General features: G+C 71.5%; 17 protein-coding genes. 15 read left to right on the top strand and 2 right to left on the bottom strand.

Features of this window, described 5'->3' with window-relative positions; genetic code table 11:
- Positions 1 to 67 precede the first annotated feature (67 nt).
- The 3 genes from ACYVIP_RS01805 (at position 68) to ACYVIP_RS01795 (ending at position 3,707) form a co-directional block, all read left to right on the top strand.
- A complete protein-coding gene (locus ACYVIP_RS01805; protein WP_460391230.1) occupies positions 68 to 967 on the top strand; it encodes an aldo/keto reductase in 900 nt (299 codons plus the stop codon).
- Between the two features lie 57 nt (positions 968 to 1,024).
- Entirely contained in the window at positions 1,025 to 2,359 is a 1,335-nt protein-coding gene (locus tag ACYVIP_RS01800) for a sulfatase family protein (RefSeq protein WP_460391228.1), read from the top strand.
- A 76-nt stretch (positions 2,360 to 2,435) separates the two neighbouring features.
- Complete coding sequence (locus ACYVIP_RS01795; RefSeq protein WP_460391226.1) at positions 2,436 to 3,707, top strand: cytochrome P450; 1,272 nt, start codon at positions 2,436 to 2,438, stop codon at positions 3,705 to 3,707.
- 27 nt (positions 3,708 to 3,734) lie between these two features.
- Here the strand turns inward: ACYVIP_RS01795 and ACYVIP_RS01790 are convergent, their stop codons facing one another.
- Both ACYVIP_RS01790 and ACYVIP_RS01785 read right to left on the bottom strand, forming a co-directional pair.
- Positions 3,735 to 4,433, bottom strand: coding sequence for a class F sortase (locus ACYVIP_RS01790; RefSeq protein WP_460391224.1), 699 nt, complete (start codon positions 4,431 to 4,433; stop codon positions 3,735 to 3,737).
- Positions 4,430 to 5,569: a hypothetical protein gene (locus ACYVIP_RS01785; RefSeq protein WP_460391222.1), complete on the bottom strand. Its 1,140-nt coding sequence runs from the start codon at positions 5,567 to 5,569 to the stop codon at positions 4,430 to 4,432. Before ACYVIP_RS01785 ends, ACYVIP_RS01790 begins: the two co-directional genes overlap by 4 nt.
- Before the next feature lie 183 nt (positions 5,570 to 5,752).
- Between ACYVIP_RS01785 and ACYVIP_RS01780 the strand changes: the two genes are divergently transcribed.
- From ACYVIP_RS01780 to ACYVIP_RS01725, 12 genes are all read left to right on the top strand, one after another.
- Positions 5,753 to 6,580 carry an MBL fold metallo-hydrolase gene (locus ACYVIP_RS01780; RefSeq protein WP_460391220.1) on the top strand — a complete coding sequence of 276 codons (828 nt, stop codon included), beginning with the start codon at positions 5,753 to 5,755 and terminating at the stop codon, positions 6,578 to 6,580.
- A gap of 10 nt (positions 6,581 to 6,590) precedes the next feature.
- Positions 6,591 to 7,286 carry a hypothetical protein gene (locus ACYVIP_RS01775; RefSeq protein WP_460391218.1) on the top strand — a complete coding sequence of 232 codons (696 nt, stop codon included), beginning with the start codon at positions 6,591 to 6,593 and terminating at the stop codon, positions 7,284 to 7,286.
- 60 nt (positions 7,287 to 7,346) lie between these two features.
- Complete coding sequence (locus ACYVIP_RS01770; protein ID WP_460391216.1) at positions 7,347 to 7,916, top strand: TetR/AcrR family transcriptional regulator; 570 nt, start codon at positions 7,347 to 7,349, stop codon at positions 7,914 to 7,916.
- A gap of 30 nt (positions 7,917 to 7,946) precedes the next feature.
- Positions 7,947 to 9,122, top strand: coding sequence for a GDSL-type esterase/lipase family protein (locus ACYVIP_RS01765; protein ID WP_460391358.1), 1,176 nt, complete (start codon positions 7,947 to 7,949; stop codon positions 9,120 to 9,122).
- A gap of 38 nt (positions 9,123 to 9,160) precedes the next feature.
- Positions 9,161 to 9,625, top strand: a complete 465-nt coding sequence (locus tag ACYVIP_RS01760; protein ID WP_460391214.1) for a nuclear transport factor 2 family protein — start codon at positions 9,161 to 9,163, stop codon at positions 9,623 to 9,625.
- A gap of 84 nt (positions 9,626 to 9,709) precedes the next feature.
- Positions 9,710 to 10,375, top strand: coding sequence for a response regulator transcription factor (locus ACYVIP_RS01755; RefSeq protein WP_460391356.1), 666 nt, complete (start codon positions 9,710 to 9,712; stop codon positions 10,373 to 10,375).
- Complete coding sequence (locus ACYVIP_RS01750) at positions 10,368 to 11,759, top strand: HAMP domain-containing sensor histidine kinase (RefSeq protein ID WP_460391212.1); 1,392 nt, start codon at positions 10,368 to 10,370, stop codon at positions 11,757 to 11,759. Before ACYVIP_RS01755 ends, ACYVIP_RS01750 begins: the two co-directional genes overlap by 8 nt.
- Before the next feature lie 69 nt (positions 11,760 to 11,828).
- The gene (locus tag ACYVIP_RS01745) at positions 11,829 to 12,314 is read left to right on the top strand and encodes a hypothetical protein (protein WP_460391210.1); all 486 of its coding nucleotides are present in this window, start codon (positions 11,829 to 11,831) and stop codon (positions 12,312 to 12,314) included.
- On the top strand, positions 12,311 to 13,369 hold the full coding sequence (locus ACYVIP_RS01740) for a peptidoglycan-binding protein (RefSeq protein ID WP_460391208.1): 1,059 nt from the start codon (positions 12,311 to 12,313) through the stop codon (positions 13,367 to 13,369). Before ACYVIP_RS01745 ends, ACYVIP_RS01740 begins: the two co-directional genes overlap by 4 nt.
- On the top strand, positions 13,366 to 14,073 hold the full coding sequence (locus ACYVIP_RS01735; protein WP_460391206.1) for an ABC transporter ATP-binding protein: 708 nt from the start codon (positions 13,366 to 13,368) through the stop codon (positions 14,071 to 14,073). Before ACYVIP_RS01740 ends, ACYVIP_RS01735 begins: the two co-directional genes overlap by 4 nt.
- Before the next feature lie 179 nt (positions 14,074 to 14,252).
- Positions 14,253 to 15,431, top strand: a complete 1,179-nt coding sequence (locus tag ACYVIP_RS01730) for an ABC transporter permease (protein ID WP_460391204.1) — start codon at positions 14,253 to 14,255, stop codon at positions 15,429 to 15,431.
- A gap of 128 nt (positions 15,432 to 15,559) precedes the next feature.
- Positions 15,560 to 18,637 carry an amidohydrolase family protein gene (locus tag ACYVIP_RS01725; RefSeq protein WP_460391202.1) on the top strand — a complete coding sequence of 1,026 codons (3,078 nt, stop codon included), beginning with the start codon at positions 15,560 to 15,562 and terminating at the stop codon, positions 18,635 to 18,637.
- Positions 18,638 to 18,838: the final 201 nt, after the last annotated feature.

Below are 18,838 nucleotides of genomic sequence, written 5' to 3'. Positions count from 1 at the left end.
CTCCGTTATAGTGTGGTGAAGCGGAGGATCCTCCGCTTCACCGATCGTCGCACGCGGAGGACCTCCTATGACCACAGACTCCACCACCGCACCGCTCGGCGCCCACACGGTGTCCCGCATCGGCTACGGCGCGATGCAGCTGGAGCGCCTGCACGCCGACCGCCCCGCCGCTATCGCCCTGCTGCGCCGCGCGCGGGAACTCGGCGTCGACCACGTCGACACCGCCCAGTTCTACGGCGACGGCTTCGTCAACGGGCTCCTCCGCGACGCGTTCGGCCCCGAGGACGGTGTCGTGATCGTCAGCAAGGTCGGCGCCGATCCCAACCCCGGCGGCGCCATCCCCCTGCGTCCGGCCCAGCGCCCAGCGGAACTGAGGGCGAGCGTCGAGGACAACCTCGTCTCCCTCGGCCTCAACCAGATCCCGGTGGTGAACCTGCGGCGCCTGGACACCGGGCCGGGCCTGCGGGCCGATGGCGACCAACTGGTCGACCTCGACGACCAGCTCGCGGTGCTGACCGCGCTGCGCGACGAGGGCAAGATCGGCGCGATCGGCCTGAGCGCCGTCACCCTGGACGGGCTGCGCCACGCCCTTCCCGCCGGGATCGCCTGCGTCCAGAACGCCTACAGCCTGGTGGCCCGCGGCGACGAGGACATGCTCCGGCTCTGCACCGACGAGCACATCGCCTGGGTTCCGTTCTTCCCGCTGGGCGGTGCCTTTCCCGCCATGCCGAAGGTGACCGACGACCCGGCCGTCACCGCCCTCGCGCGCTCCCTTGGCCATACCCCGGCACAGATCGGCCTCGCCTGGCTGCTCCACCACGCGCCGAACGTGCTCCTCATCCCCGGAACCGCGAACCCCGACCACCTCGAGGCCAACATCACCGCCGGGACGATCACGCTCGACGACACCGCCATCGCCGCGCTGGCCGCCGCCCGATCACAGTCCACCGACGTGCCGCTCGGCTGAGCCGCGGCACGACGCGATCTGGCCAGGTGCGGCCTGATCGCGTTACCGTGTCGGCCGGTGACGACCGCGCGCCCCAACATCATCGTCCTGCACTGCCACGATCTCGGGCGTTTCCTCGGCTGCTACGGCCAGCCGACCGTGCGCACACCGAACCTGGACTCCCTTGCCGAGGACGGGATCCGCCTCGATCGCGCGTTCGCCACCGCGCCGCAGTGCAGCCCGTCGCGGGCGTCACTGTTCACCGGGCGGTGGCCCCACGCGAACGGCGTCATGGGCCTGACCCACGGCGACTTCGCCTGGGACCTGCATCCCGGCGAGCGTCACCTCGGCGGCCTGCTGCGCGCGGCCGGCTACCGCAGCGAGCTCCTCGGCGTGCACCACGAGTCCCGTGCCCTGCCGGACAACGAGATCGCCGCCCAGCTCGGGTTCGATCATGTCGACACCTCGCGGATCATGGCCACGCCCGTCGCCGACCTCGCGTGCGCGCACCTGGCGGCACTGGCGGGCGGCCAACCCTTCTACCTCCAGGTGGGGTTCTTCGAGCCGCATCGGCTGGGCGGCGCCCGCGATCCGGTGGGGACCAAGGGTTTCCTCGGCGACCACGTCGAGCCGGACGACGAGCGGGGAATCGGGATCCCGCCCTACCTCGAGGACACCGAGTCCGCCCGAGTGGAGATCGCCGAGTTGCAGGGAGCGGTCGCCCACATGGACCAGGCAGCCGGCCGGATCCTCGACCAGCTCGACCGTCTCGGCATAGCCGACGACACGCTCGTCCTGTTCACCACCGACCACGGTCTGGCCCTGCCAAGGGCCAAATGCTCCCTCTACGATCCCGGCCTCGAGGTCGCCATGATCGTCCGGTACCCGGCGCGCGGCTGGCTCGGCGGCCGGGCGCACGCCGACCTGCTGTCCAATGTGGACGTCGTGCCGACCCTGCTGGACCTGCTCGGTCTGCACCCCGGTGGCCAGCTGCACGGCCGCAGCTTCCTCGGCCTGCTCGACGGCGGTGACTACCGGCCCCACGAGCAGATCTTCGGCGAGCTGACCTACCACGACTACTACGACCCGCGCCGCTGCGTCCGCACCGACCGCCACAAGCTGATCGCCAACTTCAGCAACGCCTACGCGTTCATGGACCCGAGCCAGTCGTGGAACCGGCGCTGCACGCCCCGGGTCGAGCCCATGGCCTACCACCCGCCCGTCGAGCTGTACGACCTCGCCGAGGACCCCCACGAGCTGACCGACCTGGCGGCCGAGCCGGCACACGCGGCGACGGTCGAGGAGCTGTCGGCCCGGCTGCACACCTGGATGGCCCGCACCGGCGACCCGCTCCTGGACGGCGCCGTCACGTCCCCACTGCACCGCAGGACCCGGGACCGCCTCGCGCGCTGAGCCGGCTCGCCATCACAAATCGTCGTGCTGTCTCGTCATAAGGTGACCAGCCGCAGCGACTGACGGGGAGCCGACGATGACGACTGACCAGACGACTGACCAGACGACTGACCAGACGACTGACCAGACGACCGACCAGACGACCGACCAACCGATGACCCAGGCCATGAACCTGCCGATGTCGATGCGTCGCGACGGCCTCGACCCGGTCGACGAACTGGGCAGGGTCCGCGACGACGAGGGCGTGCGGCCGATCACGACTCCGGCAGGCCGGCCCGCCTACCTGGTCTGCCGCCACCAGGACGTCCGCGAGGTGCTGTCCGACTCCGACCGGTTCAGCAGCGCGGCCAGCCCGATCCCGGGGGCCGAGCTGCTCGACGAGCAGGAGGCGGCGAAGTTGCGCGCCGGGCAGCTGATCAGCTTGGACCCGCCGGAGCACACCCGGCTGCGCCGGATGCTGACCCCGGAGTTCACCGCGCGCCGGATCCGCCGGCTGGTGCCGAGGATCACCGAGATCGTCGAGGCGGCCCTCGACGACGTGGAGGCCGCCGGCCGGCCGGCGGACCTGGTGGCGCACTTCGCGTTGCCGGTGCCGTCACTGGTGATCTGCGAGCTGCTCGGCGTGCCCTATGCCGACCGCGCCGCGTTCCAGGAGCGCTCCGTGCGGCTGCTGGACACCTCCCTGTCGATGGCGGACCGGATGGTCGTCCATGGCGAGGGTCGGGCCTACATGGCCGACCTGGTCGCCGGCGCGCAGGCCGACCCCGGCGAGGACATGCTCGGCATGCTCGTCCGCGACCACGGCGACGACCTCGACACCGACGAGCTGATCGGCATCGCCGAACTGCTGCTGCTCGCCGGCCACGAGACGACCTCGAACATGCTCGGCCTCGGCACCCTGGCCCTGCTGCGCCACCCCGACCAGCTCGCGGCGCTGCGCGCGGACCCCGACCTGGTCGACACCGCCGTGGAGGAGCTGCTGCGCTGGCTGTCGGTGGTGAACTGGATGCCCCCACGCCGGGCCGTGACCGACGTCGAGCTGGCCGGCACCACCATTCCGGCCGGCTCACTGGTAGCGCCCTCGCTGGCGGCGGCCAACCGCGACCACACCCTCGTCGACGACCCCGACCGCCTCGACCTCGCCAGGCCGGCGACCCGGCATGTCGCCCTGGGCCATGGCCTGCACCACTGCCTCGGCGCGCCGCTGGCGAGGACCGAGCTGCGGATCGCGTTCCCGGCGCTGCTGCGCCGGTTCCCCGCGCTGGCGCTGGCCGAGCCGTACGAGTCGCTGGACTTCCGCGCGGCCAACATCGTCTACGGCGTGCGCGCCCTGCCCGTCACGTGGTGAGGCAGCGACTCGATTTTCTCCGGATGGTCAGCGCCGGGTGGCGATGACGACCCGGTTGTCGGCGTAGCCGGAGGTTCCGCCGACCCACCTGCCGCCGCAGGTGACCAGGACCAGGCGGTGCGCGCCTGCCTGGTCGAACAGCTGGGCGGCGCGTTGGGGCAACTCGTCCTTGTCGAGGGTGAGCACGTCGGTGACCTCGTAGCCGAGGGCGTCCCCGGCCTGGTCGACGACCGTCACCAGATCGCCGGTCCTGGCCCGCCACAGCTCGGCGAACGGGCCGACCGCGCCGTTCCAGTTCACGTGGCCGGCGAGCACGGTCGCGCCGTCGCCCGCGCCCGGGTCCGCGCCCCACCAGGTGGCCTCGCCGAGGTCGTCCGGCACCGGGAGCACACCGTCGAGGACTTCGGCACGCACCAGGACCGCCGTGCCGCCCTCGGCCAGTCGCACCGTGCCCGCCGCCTGCGCACGTCGCGGTGCCGGCTCGGGCGCGTGCTCGGTCGCCCGCGGCGGTGTCGGTGTCGGTGTCGGTGTGGGCGCCGGGATCGGCGTTGGCGGCGCCGTCGGGGTCACGCCGGGTGGTCCGCCGGGGTCGCCGATCATCCGCACGGGCGTCGCGGTCGCCGCGCCGGCCACCGACTCGGGTCCGGCACCGCCGATCGCGACGGTTCCGCCGCAGGTCGCGACCATCGCCAGGACGACGGCCGTGGCGGCGTGCCGCGCACTCATCGGCGACGCAGGTGTCGCCCGCCGCGGCCGGATGGCACGTGGGCGACCAACAGCGCGACCAACACCGCCGCCACGACGGCCACGATGGCCAGCAGCATGAGCGACGACGAGGTGGGCGTGCCGGTCACCGCGGCCTTGGCGACGGCCGGCGTCGGCGACTCGCCGGCGGGGATCGTCGAGGGCACCTCCGGTGGCGTGGTCGTCGTCGTGGTGGTGGTCGTGGGTGGTGGGCTCGCGGTGGTGTCGCCCGCCGCGGTCAGCTCCTCCTCGCCGCCGGTGCTGACCACCCGCTGGGTGTCGACATCGACCGCCTGCCGCACCACGGGGACCGCGGCCGGCGCGGCGAGCGTGATGTCGATGGCCGGGGCCACCCCGGTCGGCGTGACGTCGATGGCGACCGGGCTGCCGTCCTGCGGGGTGGGCAGGGTGGCGGTGGCGACCTGCTCGCCGGTGACCGGATCGGTGAAGGTCGCGTCGGTGGCCGTCACCGTCACCGGCACGTCGCCGACGCCGACCTCGGCGGCGTTGCGCACCTCGAAGCGCCACTCGGCCGCGGTCCCGATCTGCTGTGCCGTCTCGGGTGCGGTGACCGACGCGCTCCACGGCCCACGGTTGGCCGCGGCGTCCTCGGTCAACGCGGCCACCGCGGCCTGCGCGGTCGCGGGCAACCTGGCCAGGTGGAAGGGCGCGTCATACGCGACATGCCGGAAATCGTTGGCGGGGTCGAGTTGTCCGGGGTTCTGCGGCCCGGAGGTCCAGGTGTGCACCAGATGCGCGAGCGCGGCGGCCTCGTCCGCGCTGTCGGTCTCCGCGTAACGCAACAGCAGATAGGAGATGTCCGCGGCGACGTCGACCGGCAGCGGCGTGCCCCACTTGGTGCGCAGTTCCTGCCCCGGCTGGTACTGCTCGTCGGTGTCCGGTGCCAGATAGGCGAACTGCACACACCACACCTGCTCGCCGCCGACGAGGTAGGACCCGATCCAGTCCGCCGCGTCCGGATTGTTGGCATACGGTTGCGCCGGCCGGGTCTCGTAGCCAAGCCCGACCCGCACCTCCGCACTCGCGCCCGGCGCGGCGACCAGCGCCATCCCGACCACGAGAACCGCGGCGGTGGCAAGCCGCATCAGCACGTTCATCCGCCCCAGCCCCAACCGTAGTCATGGAAACACGTTGAGCGACCACCCCCAGCCTGTCGGCCATAAACTCCCCCCGCAATCCGCCACCCGTGTGTCTCGCACCAAAAGCACACGAAAGCATGATCGAATGCGGCGGTCCGCCCTCACCTGAGCGTCGGCCGGCCACAATCCGGAGGGAATCCCATGCTGAAGCAGGTCGCCGAGGGCGTGTTGGTCCACCAGAGCGAGCTACTCCAGAACAACACCGTGGTCGTGCGCGGCAGGACCGGCGTGTTGCTCGTCGACCCCGGGATCACGGCCGACGAACTGACCTGCCTCGCGCGCGACCTGTCCGAACTTGACCAGCCCGTGGTAGCCGGCTTCGCGACGCATCCTGACTGGGATCACGTGCTCTGGCACGCCGAACTCGGCGAAGCGCCCCGTTACGGCACAGCCCGCTGCGCGGCCTTCATGCGAGATCGGCTGTCGAGCGCGGACTGGCGGACCAGTGTCGCCGAGGGATTGCCGCCGGAAATCGCCGAGGAGACACCGCTGGACCTGTTCGGCCGCATTACCGGTCTGCCCGCCGAAACCTCGTGGATTCCCTGGGATGGCCCGCGGGTCCGGATTATCGAGCATCCGGCTCATGCCCCGGGCCATGCGGCGCTGTTGATCGAAGAACGCGGGGTTCTCGTCGCGGGCGACATGCTCTCCGATGTCTTCATCCCGATGCTCGACGACTTCGGCAGCGCCAATGACCCGGTAGCGGAGTACCTCACCGGACTGCGGCTGCTCGAGGACGTTGCGGACGACGTCGAGGTCGTCGTCCCCGGTCACGGGTCCGTCGGCGGAGCTGATCAGCTCCGCGCACGGATCGACCAGGACCGCGCGTACGTGCGTGCCCTGCGTGCCGGCCAGACCCCCGATGATCCGCGGCTCGGCCCGTCGGCGAAGCCAGGCTGGGAGTGGGTGAACGACATCCACGAAGGGCAGGCCAGAAGCCTCGCTCGACGGCAGGGCGAAGCCTCCTAGGCTGTCCGCCGTGTCAGGTGACGAGGTGTTCCGGTATCCCTTCGAGGAACGCTGCGCCGGGGTTCTCCGGCAGCTCAGGGAGACCGACGAGTTCGAGGTGGAACGGGCGGAACTGGGCGAGGTCGTCTACGCCCTCGATGTCGCCGAGCGCGTCTTCGAGGACCTCGTCGAGGAGGACGACCTGCCGTTGAGCCAACGGGTGCGGGAGTACTTCTTCCGGTACGGCGCGATCCGGGCGGCCTGGCGAAGCGGGCGTGCCGACTCGAGACTGGTCGGTGAGTTCCACCTCAACCACATCACGACCGCCGTGTCCAGCAGACGCCTGGACAAGGTCTGGCAGGGCGAGGACGACCGGGAGCGCGCGCTCCACCGGGAACTGCGGTGGATCGACGACACGCCGGTCACCGGCTCGGGCCGTGGCGCCCTGTTGCGCGCCGTCCCCGGCGCGACCGACCCCGAGATCTGGTTCTTCGACATGCGCGTTGGCGCCATGAGGACGGAACTGGACTACCCCGGATACCTGGAGGCCCTGCTGATCACGAAAGGGGTGATCGGCTGGCAGTACCTGTACTGCGATCCGGCCGACTGCGGCCTTGGCTTCTTCCCCCTTTCCCAGGGACTGGCGGAGATGCTGGCGGTCTTCCCCCGCTTCTTCCCCGAACACGACTACACCGAGCTGCACGCCCGTCTCGACAAGCGCCGATGACCAGTCTTGCCTAAATCTATTAGGTAGATGTACGGTTGCCTTAGGAATAAGGAGGTGACTGTGGCGCGAGCGGGTGTGACGCCGGAACGGCTGGTGCGAGCCGGCGCGGAGCTGGCCGACGAGGTCGGCTTCGACGAGGTCACCGTCTCCGCGCTCGCCCGGCAGTTCCACGTCAAGGTCCCGAGCCTGTACTCACACGTCAGGAACTCGCGTGACCTCAAGACCCGGATCGCCCTGCTCGCCCACGAGGAGCTCGCCGACGCCAGCGCCGCGGCGCTGGCCGGCCGGGCCGGCAAGGACGCGCTGGTCGCCCTGGGGAACGTCTACCGCGACTATGCCCGCGCACACCCCGGCCGGTACGCCGCGGCGCGCATGCGACTCGACCCGAGGACCGCGGCCGCCAGCGCCGGGGCACGACACTCGCAGCTGATCCGGGCGATCCTGCGCGGCTACCAGCTGAGCGAGACCGACCAGACCCACGCCGTCCGGCTGATCGGCAGCACCTTCCACGGCTACCTCAGCCTCGAGCTGGCCGGCGGCTTCGACCACAGCAGCCCCGACTCCCAGCAGTCCTGGACCCGCATCATGGACGGTCTCGACGCCCTCCTGCGGAACTGGCCCGCGGAGTGACCCCCACGCTTCGACCCCCGAGGTGACTTCATCAACACCTGGATCACCACCCCGATCACCGCCGGCCTGCTCCGCGGCGCCGCCGAGGTGGAACGCGTCGAGCGCGGTCTGCGCCCGCACCGGCTGCCGGCCTGGGCGCTGGCGCAGAGCCCCGACCCGCAGCTGGCCATGGTCGAGGCGCAGCCCTCCGGCGTACGGATCAGCTTCCGCACCCGTGCCACGGCCGTCGAACTCGACGCCGTGGCCACCCGGCGGGTCCACGCCGGCCTGCCGGCCCGGCCGGCCGGCGTGTACGACCTGCTCGTCGACGGCCGGCTGGCCGGGCAGGGCAGCGTGCCCGGCGGCAACACGCTGACCATCGACCTGAGTACCGGCACCACCGATCACCAGACCGGCCCGGTGGGCACCGTGTCGTTCAGCGGGCTGCCGGACACCGAAAAGGACGTCGAGATCTGGTTGCCGCACAACGAGGTGACCGATCTGGTCGCCCTGCGTACCGACGCCCCGCTCGCGCCCGCCACCCGCACCGGCCGGCCGGTGTGGCTACATCACGGCAGTTCGATCAGCCACGGCTCCAACGCCGCGAGCCCGTCCACGACCTGGCCGGCGCTGGCCGCCGCCCAGGGCGGTGTGGAGCTGATCAACCTGGGGTTGAGCGGCAGCGCCCTGCTCGACCCGTTCACCGCCAGGACCCTGCGGGACACCGCGGCCGACCTGATCAGCGTCAAGATCGGCATCAACGTGGTGAACGCCGACCTGATGCGCCTGCGCGCCTTCACGCCGGCCGTGCACGGCTTCCTCGACACCATCCGGGAGGGGCACCCCACCGCGCCCCTGCTGGTCGTCTCCCCGATCCACTGCCCGATCCACGAGGACACCCCCGGTCCCGGCGCCTTCGACCCCGACGCCCTACGGGACGGGCAGGTCAGGTTCATGGCCACCGGCGACCCCGCCGACCGGGCCGCCGGGAAACTGACGCTGCGGGTGATCCGCGACGAACTGGCCCGCATCATGACGCGGCGCGCCGCACACGATCCGCACCTGCACTACCTGGACGGGCTCGACCTGTACGGCGAGGCGGACTTCGCCGACCTTCCGTTGCCGGACCGGCTGCACCCGGACGCCGCCACCCACCGCCGCATCGGCGACCGCTTCGCGAAACTCGCCTTCGCGGGCGGCGGCCCCTTCGCCCATCACATTCCGTAGGGCCGTGTCGTCGTACCTCTGAGCTGAGGAGGACACGGATGAATTTCGCGGTGGTCGCTGATCGGGTCGAGATCGAGGCGTTGCGCGGCGAGCATGTCGACGCGCCCACGGTCGGTGACTACGACCGGTTCGCTTCGCTGTTCACCGAGGACGCGGTGTGGCGGATTCCCTTCGCGAACGTCGAACTCGCTGGGCGGACGGCGATCCGCGCCGGTATCGAACGTCTGCAGGGCGCGTGGGAGTTCTGGGTGCAGAACACGCACTCGGGCACGATCCGGCTCGACGGCGACACCGCGTCCGGCCGGGAGTTCGTCTCCGAGACCGGCCGCCAGCGTGATGGCACGTCGGTCGTCATGCATGGCGTGTTCCACGACCGCTACCGACGCACCGCGGAGGGCTGGAAGTTCACCGAGCGCGTTCTCGAGCCACGGTATCTCGACACCAGTCCACTGACGGGCGCCCCGCCAACGGGATCCTGGGATCAGCTGACCAGCGACAGCTGAGAGCTTCTCCTCGCCGCCGCCGGTCCGCTCAGCCAGCGTTAAGGCCGTCGTGTGATCGTGGGGGCGAGGGAGGTGGCTGGCGGGGTGCGGGTGCTGGTGGTGGAGGACGACGTGCGGTTGGCGGCCGTGTTGTCGTCCGGGCTGACCGCGGAGGGGTTCGACGTCGACGTCGTCCACGACGGGGCCGACGGGTACTGGCAGGCGCGGGAGGGCGCGCACGACGTGATCGTGCTGGACGTGCTGTTGCCGTCGCTGTCCGGGTACGTGGTGGCGGAGCGGTTGCGTGCCGACCGGGTGTGGACGCCGATCCTGATGCTGACCGCGAAGGACGGTGAGTACGACGAGGCGGACGGGCTGGACGTCGGCGCCGACGACTACCTGCGCAAGCCGTTCTCGTTCGTCGTGCTGGTGGCGCGGCTGCGGGCATTGGCGAGGCGGGGGTCGACGCCGCGGCCCCGGCTGCTCGCCCATGGCGGGCTGACGCTCGACCCGGCGACCGGTGAGTGCACTGTGGACGGTGCGGCGGTCGCGTTGCGGCCAAGGGAGCGCGCGCTGCTGGAAGTGTTGCTGCGCAACCGGGACCGGGTGCTGTCCAAGGACCGGCTGATCGACGCGGTGTGGGGGATCGCGGCCGACGCGGAGCCGAATCTCGTGGAGGTGCACATGTCCTACCTGCGGCGCAAGATCGGCGCGACACGGGTGCAGACCGTGCGCAGCCTCGGATACCGGCTGGTCGATCCCGATGCCTAGCTGGCCGGGGTCGCTGCGCGTGCGGCTGACGGTGCTGGTCGTGGTCGCGGTCGGCCTCGCGCTGGCGGCGGCCTCGGTGCTGTTGGTCACCGGGCTGTCGCGCAGTCTCGTCGGCGACGCCGAGGAACTGGCGCGCGCCGAGGTCGACGAGGTGGCCGACGCGCTGCGGTCGGGGCATGCCCTGCCGGCGGAGCCGCGTGCCGAGGCGCTGACGGTCATCCAGATCCAGGATGGGCACGGCCGGGTCGTCCAGCAGATCCCGGACGCACCGGCCAGGACGATCACCATCGACCAGTTGCCGAAGGAACTGCGGGACGCGCGGGCGGCGGCGCTGGACGACGGCGACGGCGACGGCACGTCGCGGGCGGCCCGGCCGACCGACGACGTGGTGCTGGCCTGGCGCACGGTGTCCACACCGGACGGGACGCGGACGGTGCTCGCGCTGTCCCGGCTGGGGCCGATCACCGCCAGCGTGCAGGTGGTGGTCGACGCGCTGCTGGTGGGTGCGCCGCTGCTGGTCGTGTTCGTCGGCGCGCTGACCTGGTTCGCGGTGCACCGGGCGCTGCGGCCGATCGAGGCGGTCCGGCGGCATGCCGACGCGATCAGTCATTCCTCTTTGGACGATCGGCTGCCGCCGCCGAGCACCCGGGACGAGGTCGCCAGGCTGACGTCGACGTTGAACGAGATGCTGGACCGGATCGGTGAGGGCGCGCGAAGGCAGCGCGAGTTCGTCGCGGACGCGTCGCACGAGCTGCGCACACCGCTCGCGGCGATGCGCGCGGACCTGGAGGTGGCACTGGCCCACCCGGACGGCACCGACTGGCAGGTGACCGCGCGGCGCCTGATCGACGATCACCGCAGGCTCGACCGGCTGACCGGCGACCTGCTGATGCTCGCCCGGCTGGACGACGCGACCGGGGCCGCCGGTGGGCGGCGGCTCGAGCGGGTCCGGCTGGACGAGGTCGTGGCGGGCGAGCTGGCGGTGGTGCGGCGGGCCGCGCTCGACGTGGACGTGACGCCGGTTGTCGTGACCGGCGTGGTGCCGGAGTTGGCGCGGCTGGCCCGCAACCTGCTGGACAACGCCGACCGGCACGCGGCGACCAGGGTTGTCGTGCGCCTGTCGGCCGACGGGGACGCCGCGGTGTTCACAGTGGACGATGACGGCCCCGGAATCCCCGCCGGACAACGGGATCGGGTGTTCGACCGGTTCTACCGGCCGGACTCGAGCAGAGGGCGCGACAGCGGTGGGACGGGGCTCGGGCTGGCCATGGTGCGCCGCATCGCCCAGGCACACGGCGGTGCCGTCGACGTGGGGGTGTCGCCGCTGGGCGGGGCACGCTTCCTGGTGCGCCTTCCCCGTTCAGCCAAGGACAAGGTGGGCTAAGCCAGTTTTCAGCAAGCGTTGGCAAGGTCGTTCCCAACCGGACAGTTGATCGTGTTGAGGAGAACGACCATGAAAACGCTACGTGTGGTGCCGCCGTTGGTCGCGCTGGTGTTCGCGCTGACGGCGTGCGGTGCGGACAGCTCCGGCGAGAAGCCGGCGGACCAGGGTTCGGAAAGCCAGCAGCTGATGCTGAAGTACGCGCAGTGCATGCGGGACAACGGAGTCGAGCTGCCGGACCCGGTCGATGGCTCGGCCGGGTCGATGTACGAGGGCGTCGACCAGGCCTCGGCCGCGTTCCAGTCCGCCGACGAGGTGTGCTCGCCGATCCTGCAGGGCGTCGTGGACGAGCGGAAGAACGAGGGCGGCGGAGACGATGCGGCGCAGCACGAGGAGCTGCTCGCGCTGGCGAAGTGCCTGCGGGACAACGGGATCGACGTGCCGGACCCGGTGCCCGGCACGTCGAAGCCCTTCGGGGACTCCCTCGACCGGACCGACCCCGCGGTCGCGCAGGCACTCGGGAAGTGCACGCAGGCCAGGACGGAACCGGGCAAGTGAGCGCCAGGAGCAAGCGGATCCTGGTGCCCTCGGTACTCACCGTCGTCGCCGCGATCGCGGTCGCCGCGGTGCTGTGGGCCGGCCGAGACGCCGACGCCGGCAGCGAGGTCACCGGCGCGCAGGCGACCGCCACCGCGAAAACGATCGACCTGACCCGTACGGAGACGTTCGACGGCGTGGTCGCGTACAAGGACATGCGCGGGCTGTCCTCGCCGTTGGCCGGGGTCATCACCCGGCTGCCGGTGGTCGGCACCGACCTCGGCGCCGGCCACACCCTGTTGTCGGTCAACGCGCAGCCGGTGGTCCTGCTGACCGGCGTACTGCCCGCGTGGCGGGACATGCACGCGGGCATGCCGGACGGGCCGGACGTGAAGCAACTGGAGTCGTCGCTGCTCGCGCTCGGCTACGGCGAGAAGAGCACGGCCTACCCGGACACCCACTGGGGCACGACGACCACGGACGCGGTGCTGGCGTTCCAGCGGAAGGTCGGCGCGACCGACGACGGCGTGCTCACGCTCGGCGAGGTGGTGTTCACCCCGACGAACGTGCACATCGCCAAGGTCGACGGGCACGTCGGCGGGACGAACAACCCGGGGGTGCCGGTGGTGACCGTGCAGAGCACCGATCGCGTGGTGATCCTGGAGGTCGACCCACTGAAGCGGGACCTGGTCACCCAGGGTGCGCCGGTCAACGTGGAACTGCCCGGCGGCGGCCCGGTCAAGGGGAAGATCACGTCGGTCAGCACCACGCTGAGCCAGAACGCGGACGGCAAGAACATCTACCAGGTCACCGTCGAGTTGGCCGACCCGAACCAGGTGAAGAGCCTCGCGCTGGCCCCGGTGACCGTGCACTACGTCGCCACCGTGGCGAAGGACGTGCTCGCGGTCCCGGTCTCGTCGATCATCGGCGTCCCCGGCGGCGGCTACGCGGTCACGGTCGTGCGAGGCGGCGGGACCACCGACCGGGTCCCGGTCACGCTGGGCACGTGGGGCGACGGCTACGTCGAGGTCACCGGCGACCTCGACGACGGCGACACCGTCGAGGTGCCCTCATGAGCCGACCGGTGCTGGAGTTGACCGACGTGGTCCGGACCTATCCCGGCACGCCGCCGGTGCACGCGCTGGACGGGGTCACCCTGACGGTCACGTCGGGGGAGTGGGTGACGATCGTCGGCCCGTCCGGCTCAGGAAAGTCCACCCTCCTCAACATCATGGGCGCGCTGGACAAACCGACGTCCGGCGCCGTGCGCATCGACGGCCACGACGTCGGCAGCCTCTCCGACGAGCGGCTCTCCGCGTTGCGCGGGCAGGCGCTGGGTTTCGTGTTCCAGTCCTTCCACCTGCTGCGGAACCTCACGGCGCTGGGCAACGTCGCCACCGCGTTGACCTACCGCGGACTACCGCCCCGCGAACGGCACGACCGCGCGGCCGCGGCGCTGGCGCGAGTCGGCCTCGAGCACCGGGTCGACCACCGGCCCGCGCAACTGTCGGGCGGGGAGTGCCAGCGAGTGGCGATCGCCCGCGCGCTCGTCGGGGCCCCAGCACTGGTCCTGGCCGACGAGCCGACCGGCAACCTGGACTCGCGCGCCGGGTCGGAGATCCTGTCGCTGTTCGCCGAACTGCACCACGAGGGCGCCACCATCGCACTGATCACCCACGACGAGGCCATCGCGGCCTCAGCACCCCGCCGCCTACACGTCCGCGACGGCAAGGTCACCGGCGACACACCAACACCCACCCAGCCGGAGGCCCTGCCATGAAACACCCTCCGTCCACCCCAGAACCGAAGCCATCCCAAGCCCTCCCCAACCGCACCTCAGGGGAACGTGACGCAACCCCGCCACAAGTACGCGACCAACCGGCACCCTCCATCCCCAACGCAACCAACACCCTGAAGCGCGGGGAGGCGGGCCAGCGCGGGGAGGCGGAACTGCGTTCGGTGTTCACGCCGCGTGATGCGGTGGCCGCCGGGATGCTGGGTATGCGTGGCATGAGCGGGCGTGCGCTGCTGACCGCGGTCGGGATCGCGGTCGGGATCGCCGCGATCATCGCCGTGGTCGGCATTTCCGCCTCCTCGAAGGCGAATGTCCTGTCCGTACTGGACAACCTCGGCACCAACTATCTCACCGTCACGCCGGGCCCGTCGTTGACCAGTGGCCAGAATCCCCAGCTGCCAGCCGAGTCGCCGGGCCGGTTGTCGCTTGTGGACGATGTGGCGGCGGTGGCGTCGACCGCCCAGCTGGACGTCACCGTGCGCCGGTCGGACGTGCTGCCCGCGACCAACACCAAGGGCACGGTCGTGCTCGCCGTCGCCCCCAACCTGCTCGACACCCTGAACGGCAGCCTCGCCAAGGGACGCTGGCTCGACGACGGGATGGGGGAGTACCCGACCGTGGTACTCGGCGCGACCGCGGCGAAGCACCAGGGCGTCGACCTGACCGGCGACGGCCAGCTGGTGTGGCTTGGCGAGCAGTGGTTCGCCGTGGTCGGGGTGCTCGACCCGATGCCGCTCGCGCCGGAGCTGGACGGTGCCGCGCTGGTCGGTGCGCCGGTCGCGACCGAGAAGTTCGGCTACACCGGCGCCCCGACCACCGTCTACGTCCAGACCGATCCCGAGCACATCGACTCGGTACTCGGCGTCGCCGCGGCCACCGCCAACCCGAGGAACCCGGTGGAGGTGCAGGTGACCCGGCCGTCGGACGCGCTGGAAGCCCGCGCTGTCACCGATTCCGCGTTCACCACGCTCCTGCTCGGCCTCGGTGGGGTGGCGTTGCTCGTCGGCGGCGTCGGCATCGCCAACGTCATGGTCATCTCGGTTCTCGAACGGCGCACCGAGATCGGCGTCCGGCGGGCACTGGGCGCCACCCGCAGGCACGTGCGCGTCCAGTTCCTCGCCGAGGCGCTCATCCAGTCCGGACTCGGTGGTCTGGCGGGCGTGGTGCTCGGCGCGCTCATCACCGTCGGCTACGCGCTCGTCATGGACTGGCCCATCGATCTGCCGCTGCCCGGGCTGGCTGGCGGGGTGCTCGCGGCACTGGCCGTGGGCGGCCTGGCCGGGCTCTACCCGGCGAGCCGGGCGGCACGCATGCAGCCAGCCGAGGCGGTCCGGCCAACCTGACCCCGTGACTACGAACCCACCACAGGATGAAAAAGGCTCACCATGTGCCTCGTCGCCGGAAGTGACAGTGTTGCCACGGATGGGACAATTTTCCTTGATCGCGGCACCCGGTTCTTCGGGGAGGGCACATGCATGAGGCCGAACTGACTCGTCGGAACGTTCTTGTCGGCGCGGGTGTGCTCGCCGGCACGTCGGTGCTCGGGGGGACGGCCGCCGCGAAAACCGGGGATGGCACGGCCGCGTTGGCGCAGGGCACGAACATCGCCGCGCACGTCTCGCCGGACGGGTCGACGGTGGCGATCGACCTGGTGACCGCCATCTGGACGGTGCCGGTCGCCGGCGGGCCCGCGGTCCGGCTCACCGGTGATGACACCGACGCGACCCAGCCGTCGTGGTTCCCGGACGGGCGCGCGCTGGTCTTCCAGGCCTACGGCGACGGTAACTACCACCTGTGGACCATCCGTCCGGACGGCTCCGGCATGCGGCGGCTGACCAGCGGGCCCTTCGACCACCGCGAGCCGAGGATCTCCCCGGACGGATCGACCGTCGCGTTCTCCTCCGACCGTGGCGGCACCGGGCGCTACGGCGTGTACACCATGGACCTGGCCACCGGTGTGCTCACCGCCCGTACCGACACCACGGCCGAGGAGGCGATGCCGGCCTGGTCACCGGATGGCCGGCGACTCGCCTACACCGTGGACGCCATAGCGATCGACGTGCTCGACCTGGCCACCGGCGCCGTCACCCGCACGGTCACCGCGCCCGACGGCGCGAGCCTGTTTGGCCCGTCGTTCTCCCCGGACGGCGCGGCCCTGGCCTACGTGCGGATCGCCGGCGCCACGGCGGAACTCCTCGTCGGTGACCGGGTGGTCAGTGACACCGGCGAGGACGTGTTCGGCTTCGCGGCGACGTGGTTGTCTGCCGACGAGTTGGCCTACACCGCGGACGGGCACGTCAAGCGCCGCCGGGTCGGCGTGGCGGCGGCGGTCGTGCCGTTCACGGCCGCGGTGCCGGTCGTGGCGCGGCCGAGGTACCGCCGCAACGAGCCCGATCTGGTCACGGCCAGGGAACGCCCCGCGCTGGGCATCGCCTCGCCGGTCGCGTCCCCGGACGGCACGCGGGTAGCTTTCCGCGCGCTGGGCGCGCTGTGGCTGTTGACGGTGGGCGAGCCATCGCCGGTCAAGCTGGTCGAGGACGGCTACTTCAACTCCGACCCGGACTTCACTCCCGACGGGCGCGCGATCGGCTACGTCTCCGACCGGGCCGGGGACGCGGACCTGTGGCTGCGCGACCTGGACTCCGGCGAGGAGCGGCGGCTGTCGGGGTTGCCGGGCGCGCAGTTGGCCCCGCGGTTCTCGCCCGACGGCGGCCGGGTCGCCTACACCGACCACGATGGTGTGGTGTGGGTGCTCGACCTCGCGACCGGCGCTGCGACCCAGGTGACGCCGACGCTGTTCATGCCGGGTAGGCCGACGTGGTCGCCGGACGGCCGGACCCTCGCGCTGGCCGCGGTGAAGCCGTACTCGCGCCGGTTCCGGGAGGGCACCAGCCAGGTCCTGACCGTCGACCTCGACACCGGGGCGCTCACCTACACCGAGCCGATGCCGCACGCCTCGATCGCGACCAGAGGCGACGACGGCCCGGTCTGGTCGCCGGACGGCCGGCACCTCGCGTTCGTCGTCGAGTCGTGCGCGTGGGTCGTGCCGGTCGACGCCGCCGGCCGGTTCACCGGCCCGGCGAGTCAGGTGACCCGCGAGGTGACCGACTCGCTGTCGTGGCTGCGCCCGGATCGCCTGCTGTACCTGCACAACGGGAAGCTGCGGTCGGTCGGCGTCGAGGGCGGCCGGCCGGCCGACATCCCGTTGTCGCTTCGCTGGCGTCCGGCACGGGTGCGCGGCCACGAGGTGATCCGCGCGGGTGCGCTGTGGGACGGCAGGTCCACTGAGCTCCGGCGTTCGGTGGACATCGTGCTGGCTGACGGCAGGGTCGAGGCCGTGCTGCCCCAGGGCTCCCGTCCGTACACAGTGGACGCTCGGGAGCTGACCGTGATGCCGGGACTGATCGACGCGCACAACCACTGGCACCTGCGCGGCCGGCAGTGGGGCGACCGGCAGGGCAGGCTGTGGCTGGCCTACGGCATCACCACGACACGTTCCCCCGGCGACCCGGCCTACCAACTGGTCGAGACGAAGGAGGCGTTGGAGTCGGGTGCGCGGGTCGGGCCGAGACTGTTCGGCACCGGCGAGGCGGTGGACGGGTCGCGGGTCTACTACAACTTCATGCGCCCCACCCGGTCCACCGCGCAGCTGGCGCTCGAGTTCGAGCGGGCCCGCGCGCTGGGCTACGACATGGTCAAGACCTATGTGCGCCTACCGGTTTCGGCGCAGCGGCGCGCGGTGGCCGCGGCGCACCGCGCGGGGATACCGCTTTCCTCCCACTATCTTTACCCGGCCGAGCGCATCGGCATGGACGGAATGGAGCACACCGGCGCCACCAACCGGCTCGGCTACTCACACACGGTGTCCCGGCTCGGCCGGGCCTACGCCGACGCGGTCACGTTGTTCGTGCGCTCCGGGATGTCGATCACCCCGACGTTGTTCAACTCCAGCGCGATCTACGCCGATGACCGTTCGCTGGTTGAGGATCCGCGGACCAGGACGCTGTTCCCGGCGTGGGAGTACGAACGCTACGTGGAGAAGGCCGACGCGGCGGGGACCCCGGCGAACGAGGCCACCCGCGCGCTGCTCGCCGCGAACGTGGACATGGTGCTGCGCATCCACCGGGGCGGTGGGTTCGTGATCGCCGGCACGGACGCGCCGCTGGACAACGTCGCGGTGTCGCTGCACGCGAACCTGCGTGCCATGGTGCTTTTCGGTTTCACCCCGCACGAGGCGTTGACCACGGCCACGGTGAACCCGGCGCGGTGGCTTGGACTCGCGGGTCGGCTGGGCGAGGTGCGCCCGGGTGCGGTGGCCGACCTGAGCTTCGTGGCCGGCGACCCGCTGGTCGACATCCGCGCGGCGGCCGAGGTCCGGATGGTGATGGTTGGCGGTGCCGCGCACACGGTGGACGAGTTGCTGGCGCCGTTCGCCAGCCCGGCCGCGGCCAGGGTGCCCGCGCTCGCCACGCACGCCCCGCCGGCCGCGCACCGTCACGACGAGCGTTTCTGGTGGCATGAACCAGAATGGGCCCATCACTACTGTTGAGACGGGGAGTCTCGTGCGCGGTCAGTCGAACGAGAGCCTGGACGGTCGCCCGATGTCCGGCTGCGGCGCTGGCCACGGCCACCTGACCGCCCGCCGCGGCGATGCCAGTACGGTTCCGGCGGCGGCGAGCCGGGTGCCGGACATGGGGCGGAATGATCCGTGGTAGTTGAGCGTTCAACAGGTGGATGTTCGGAGTGGAGG

This window comes from Actinophytocola sediminis (genome assembly GCF_054779715.1).
Note: the sequence above shows the minus strand (reverse complement) of the source record. Positions and strands in the feature narration are given on the sequence as shown.

Coding starts and splice junctions, on each gene's coding strand:
- ACYVIP_RS01805 (WP_460391230.1), top strand. CDS start 68: ATGACCACAGACTCCACCACCGCACCGCTCGGCGCCCACACGGTGTCC.
- ACYVIP_RS01795 (WP_460391226.1), top strand. CDS start 2,436: ATGACGACTGACCAGACGACTGACCAGACGACTGACCAGACGACTGAC.
- ACYVIP_RS01790 (WP_460391224.1), bottom strand. CDS start 4,433: ATGAGTGCGCGGCACGCCGCCACGGCCGTCGTCCTGGCGATGGTCGCG.
- ACYVIP_RS01785 (WP_460391222.1), bottom strand. CDS start 5,569: ATGAACGTGCTGATGCGGCTTGCCACCGCCGCGGTTCTCGTGGTCGGG.
- ACYVIP_RS01780 (WP_460391220.1), top strand. CDS start 5,753: ATGCTGAAGCAGGTCGCCGAGGGCGTGTTGGTCCACCAGAGCGAGCTA.
- ACYVIP_RS01760 (WP_460391214.1), top strand. CDS start 9,161: ATGAATTTCGCGGTGGTCGCTGATCGGGTCGAGATCGAGGCGTTGCGC.
- ACYVIP_RS01750 (WP_460391212.1), top strand. CDS start 10,368: ATGCCTAGCTGGCCGGGGTCGCTGCGCGTGCGGCTGACGGTGCTGGTC.
- ACYVIP_RS01745 (WP_460391210.1), top strand. CDS start 11,829: ATGAAAACGCTACGTGTGGTGCCGCCGTTGGTCGCGCTGGTGTTCGCG.
- ACYVIP_RS01735 (WP_460391206.1), top strand. CDS start 13,366: ATGAGCCGACCGGTGCTGGAGTTGACCGACGTGGTCCGGACCTATCCC.
- ACYVIP_RS01725 (WP_460391202.1), top strand. CDS start 15,560: ATGCATGAGGCCGAACTGACTCGTCGGAACGTTCTTGTCGGCGCGGGT.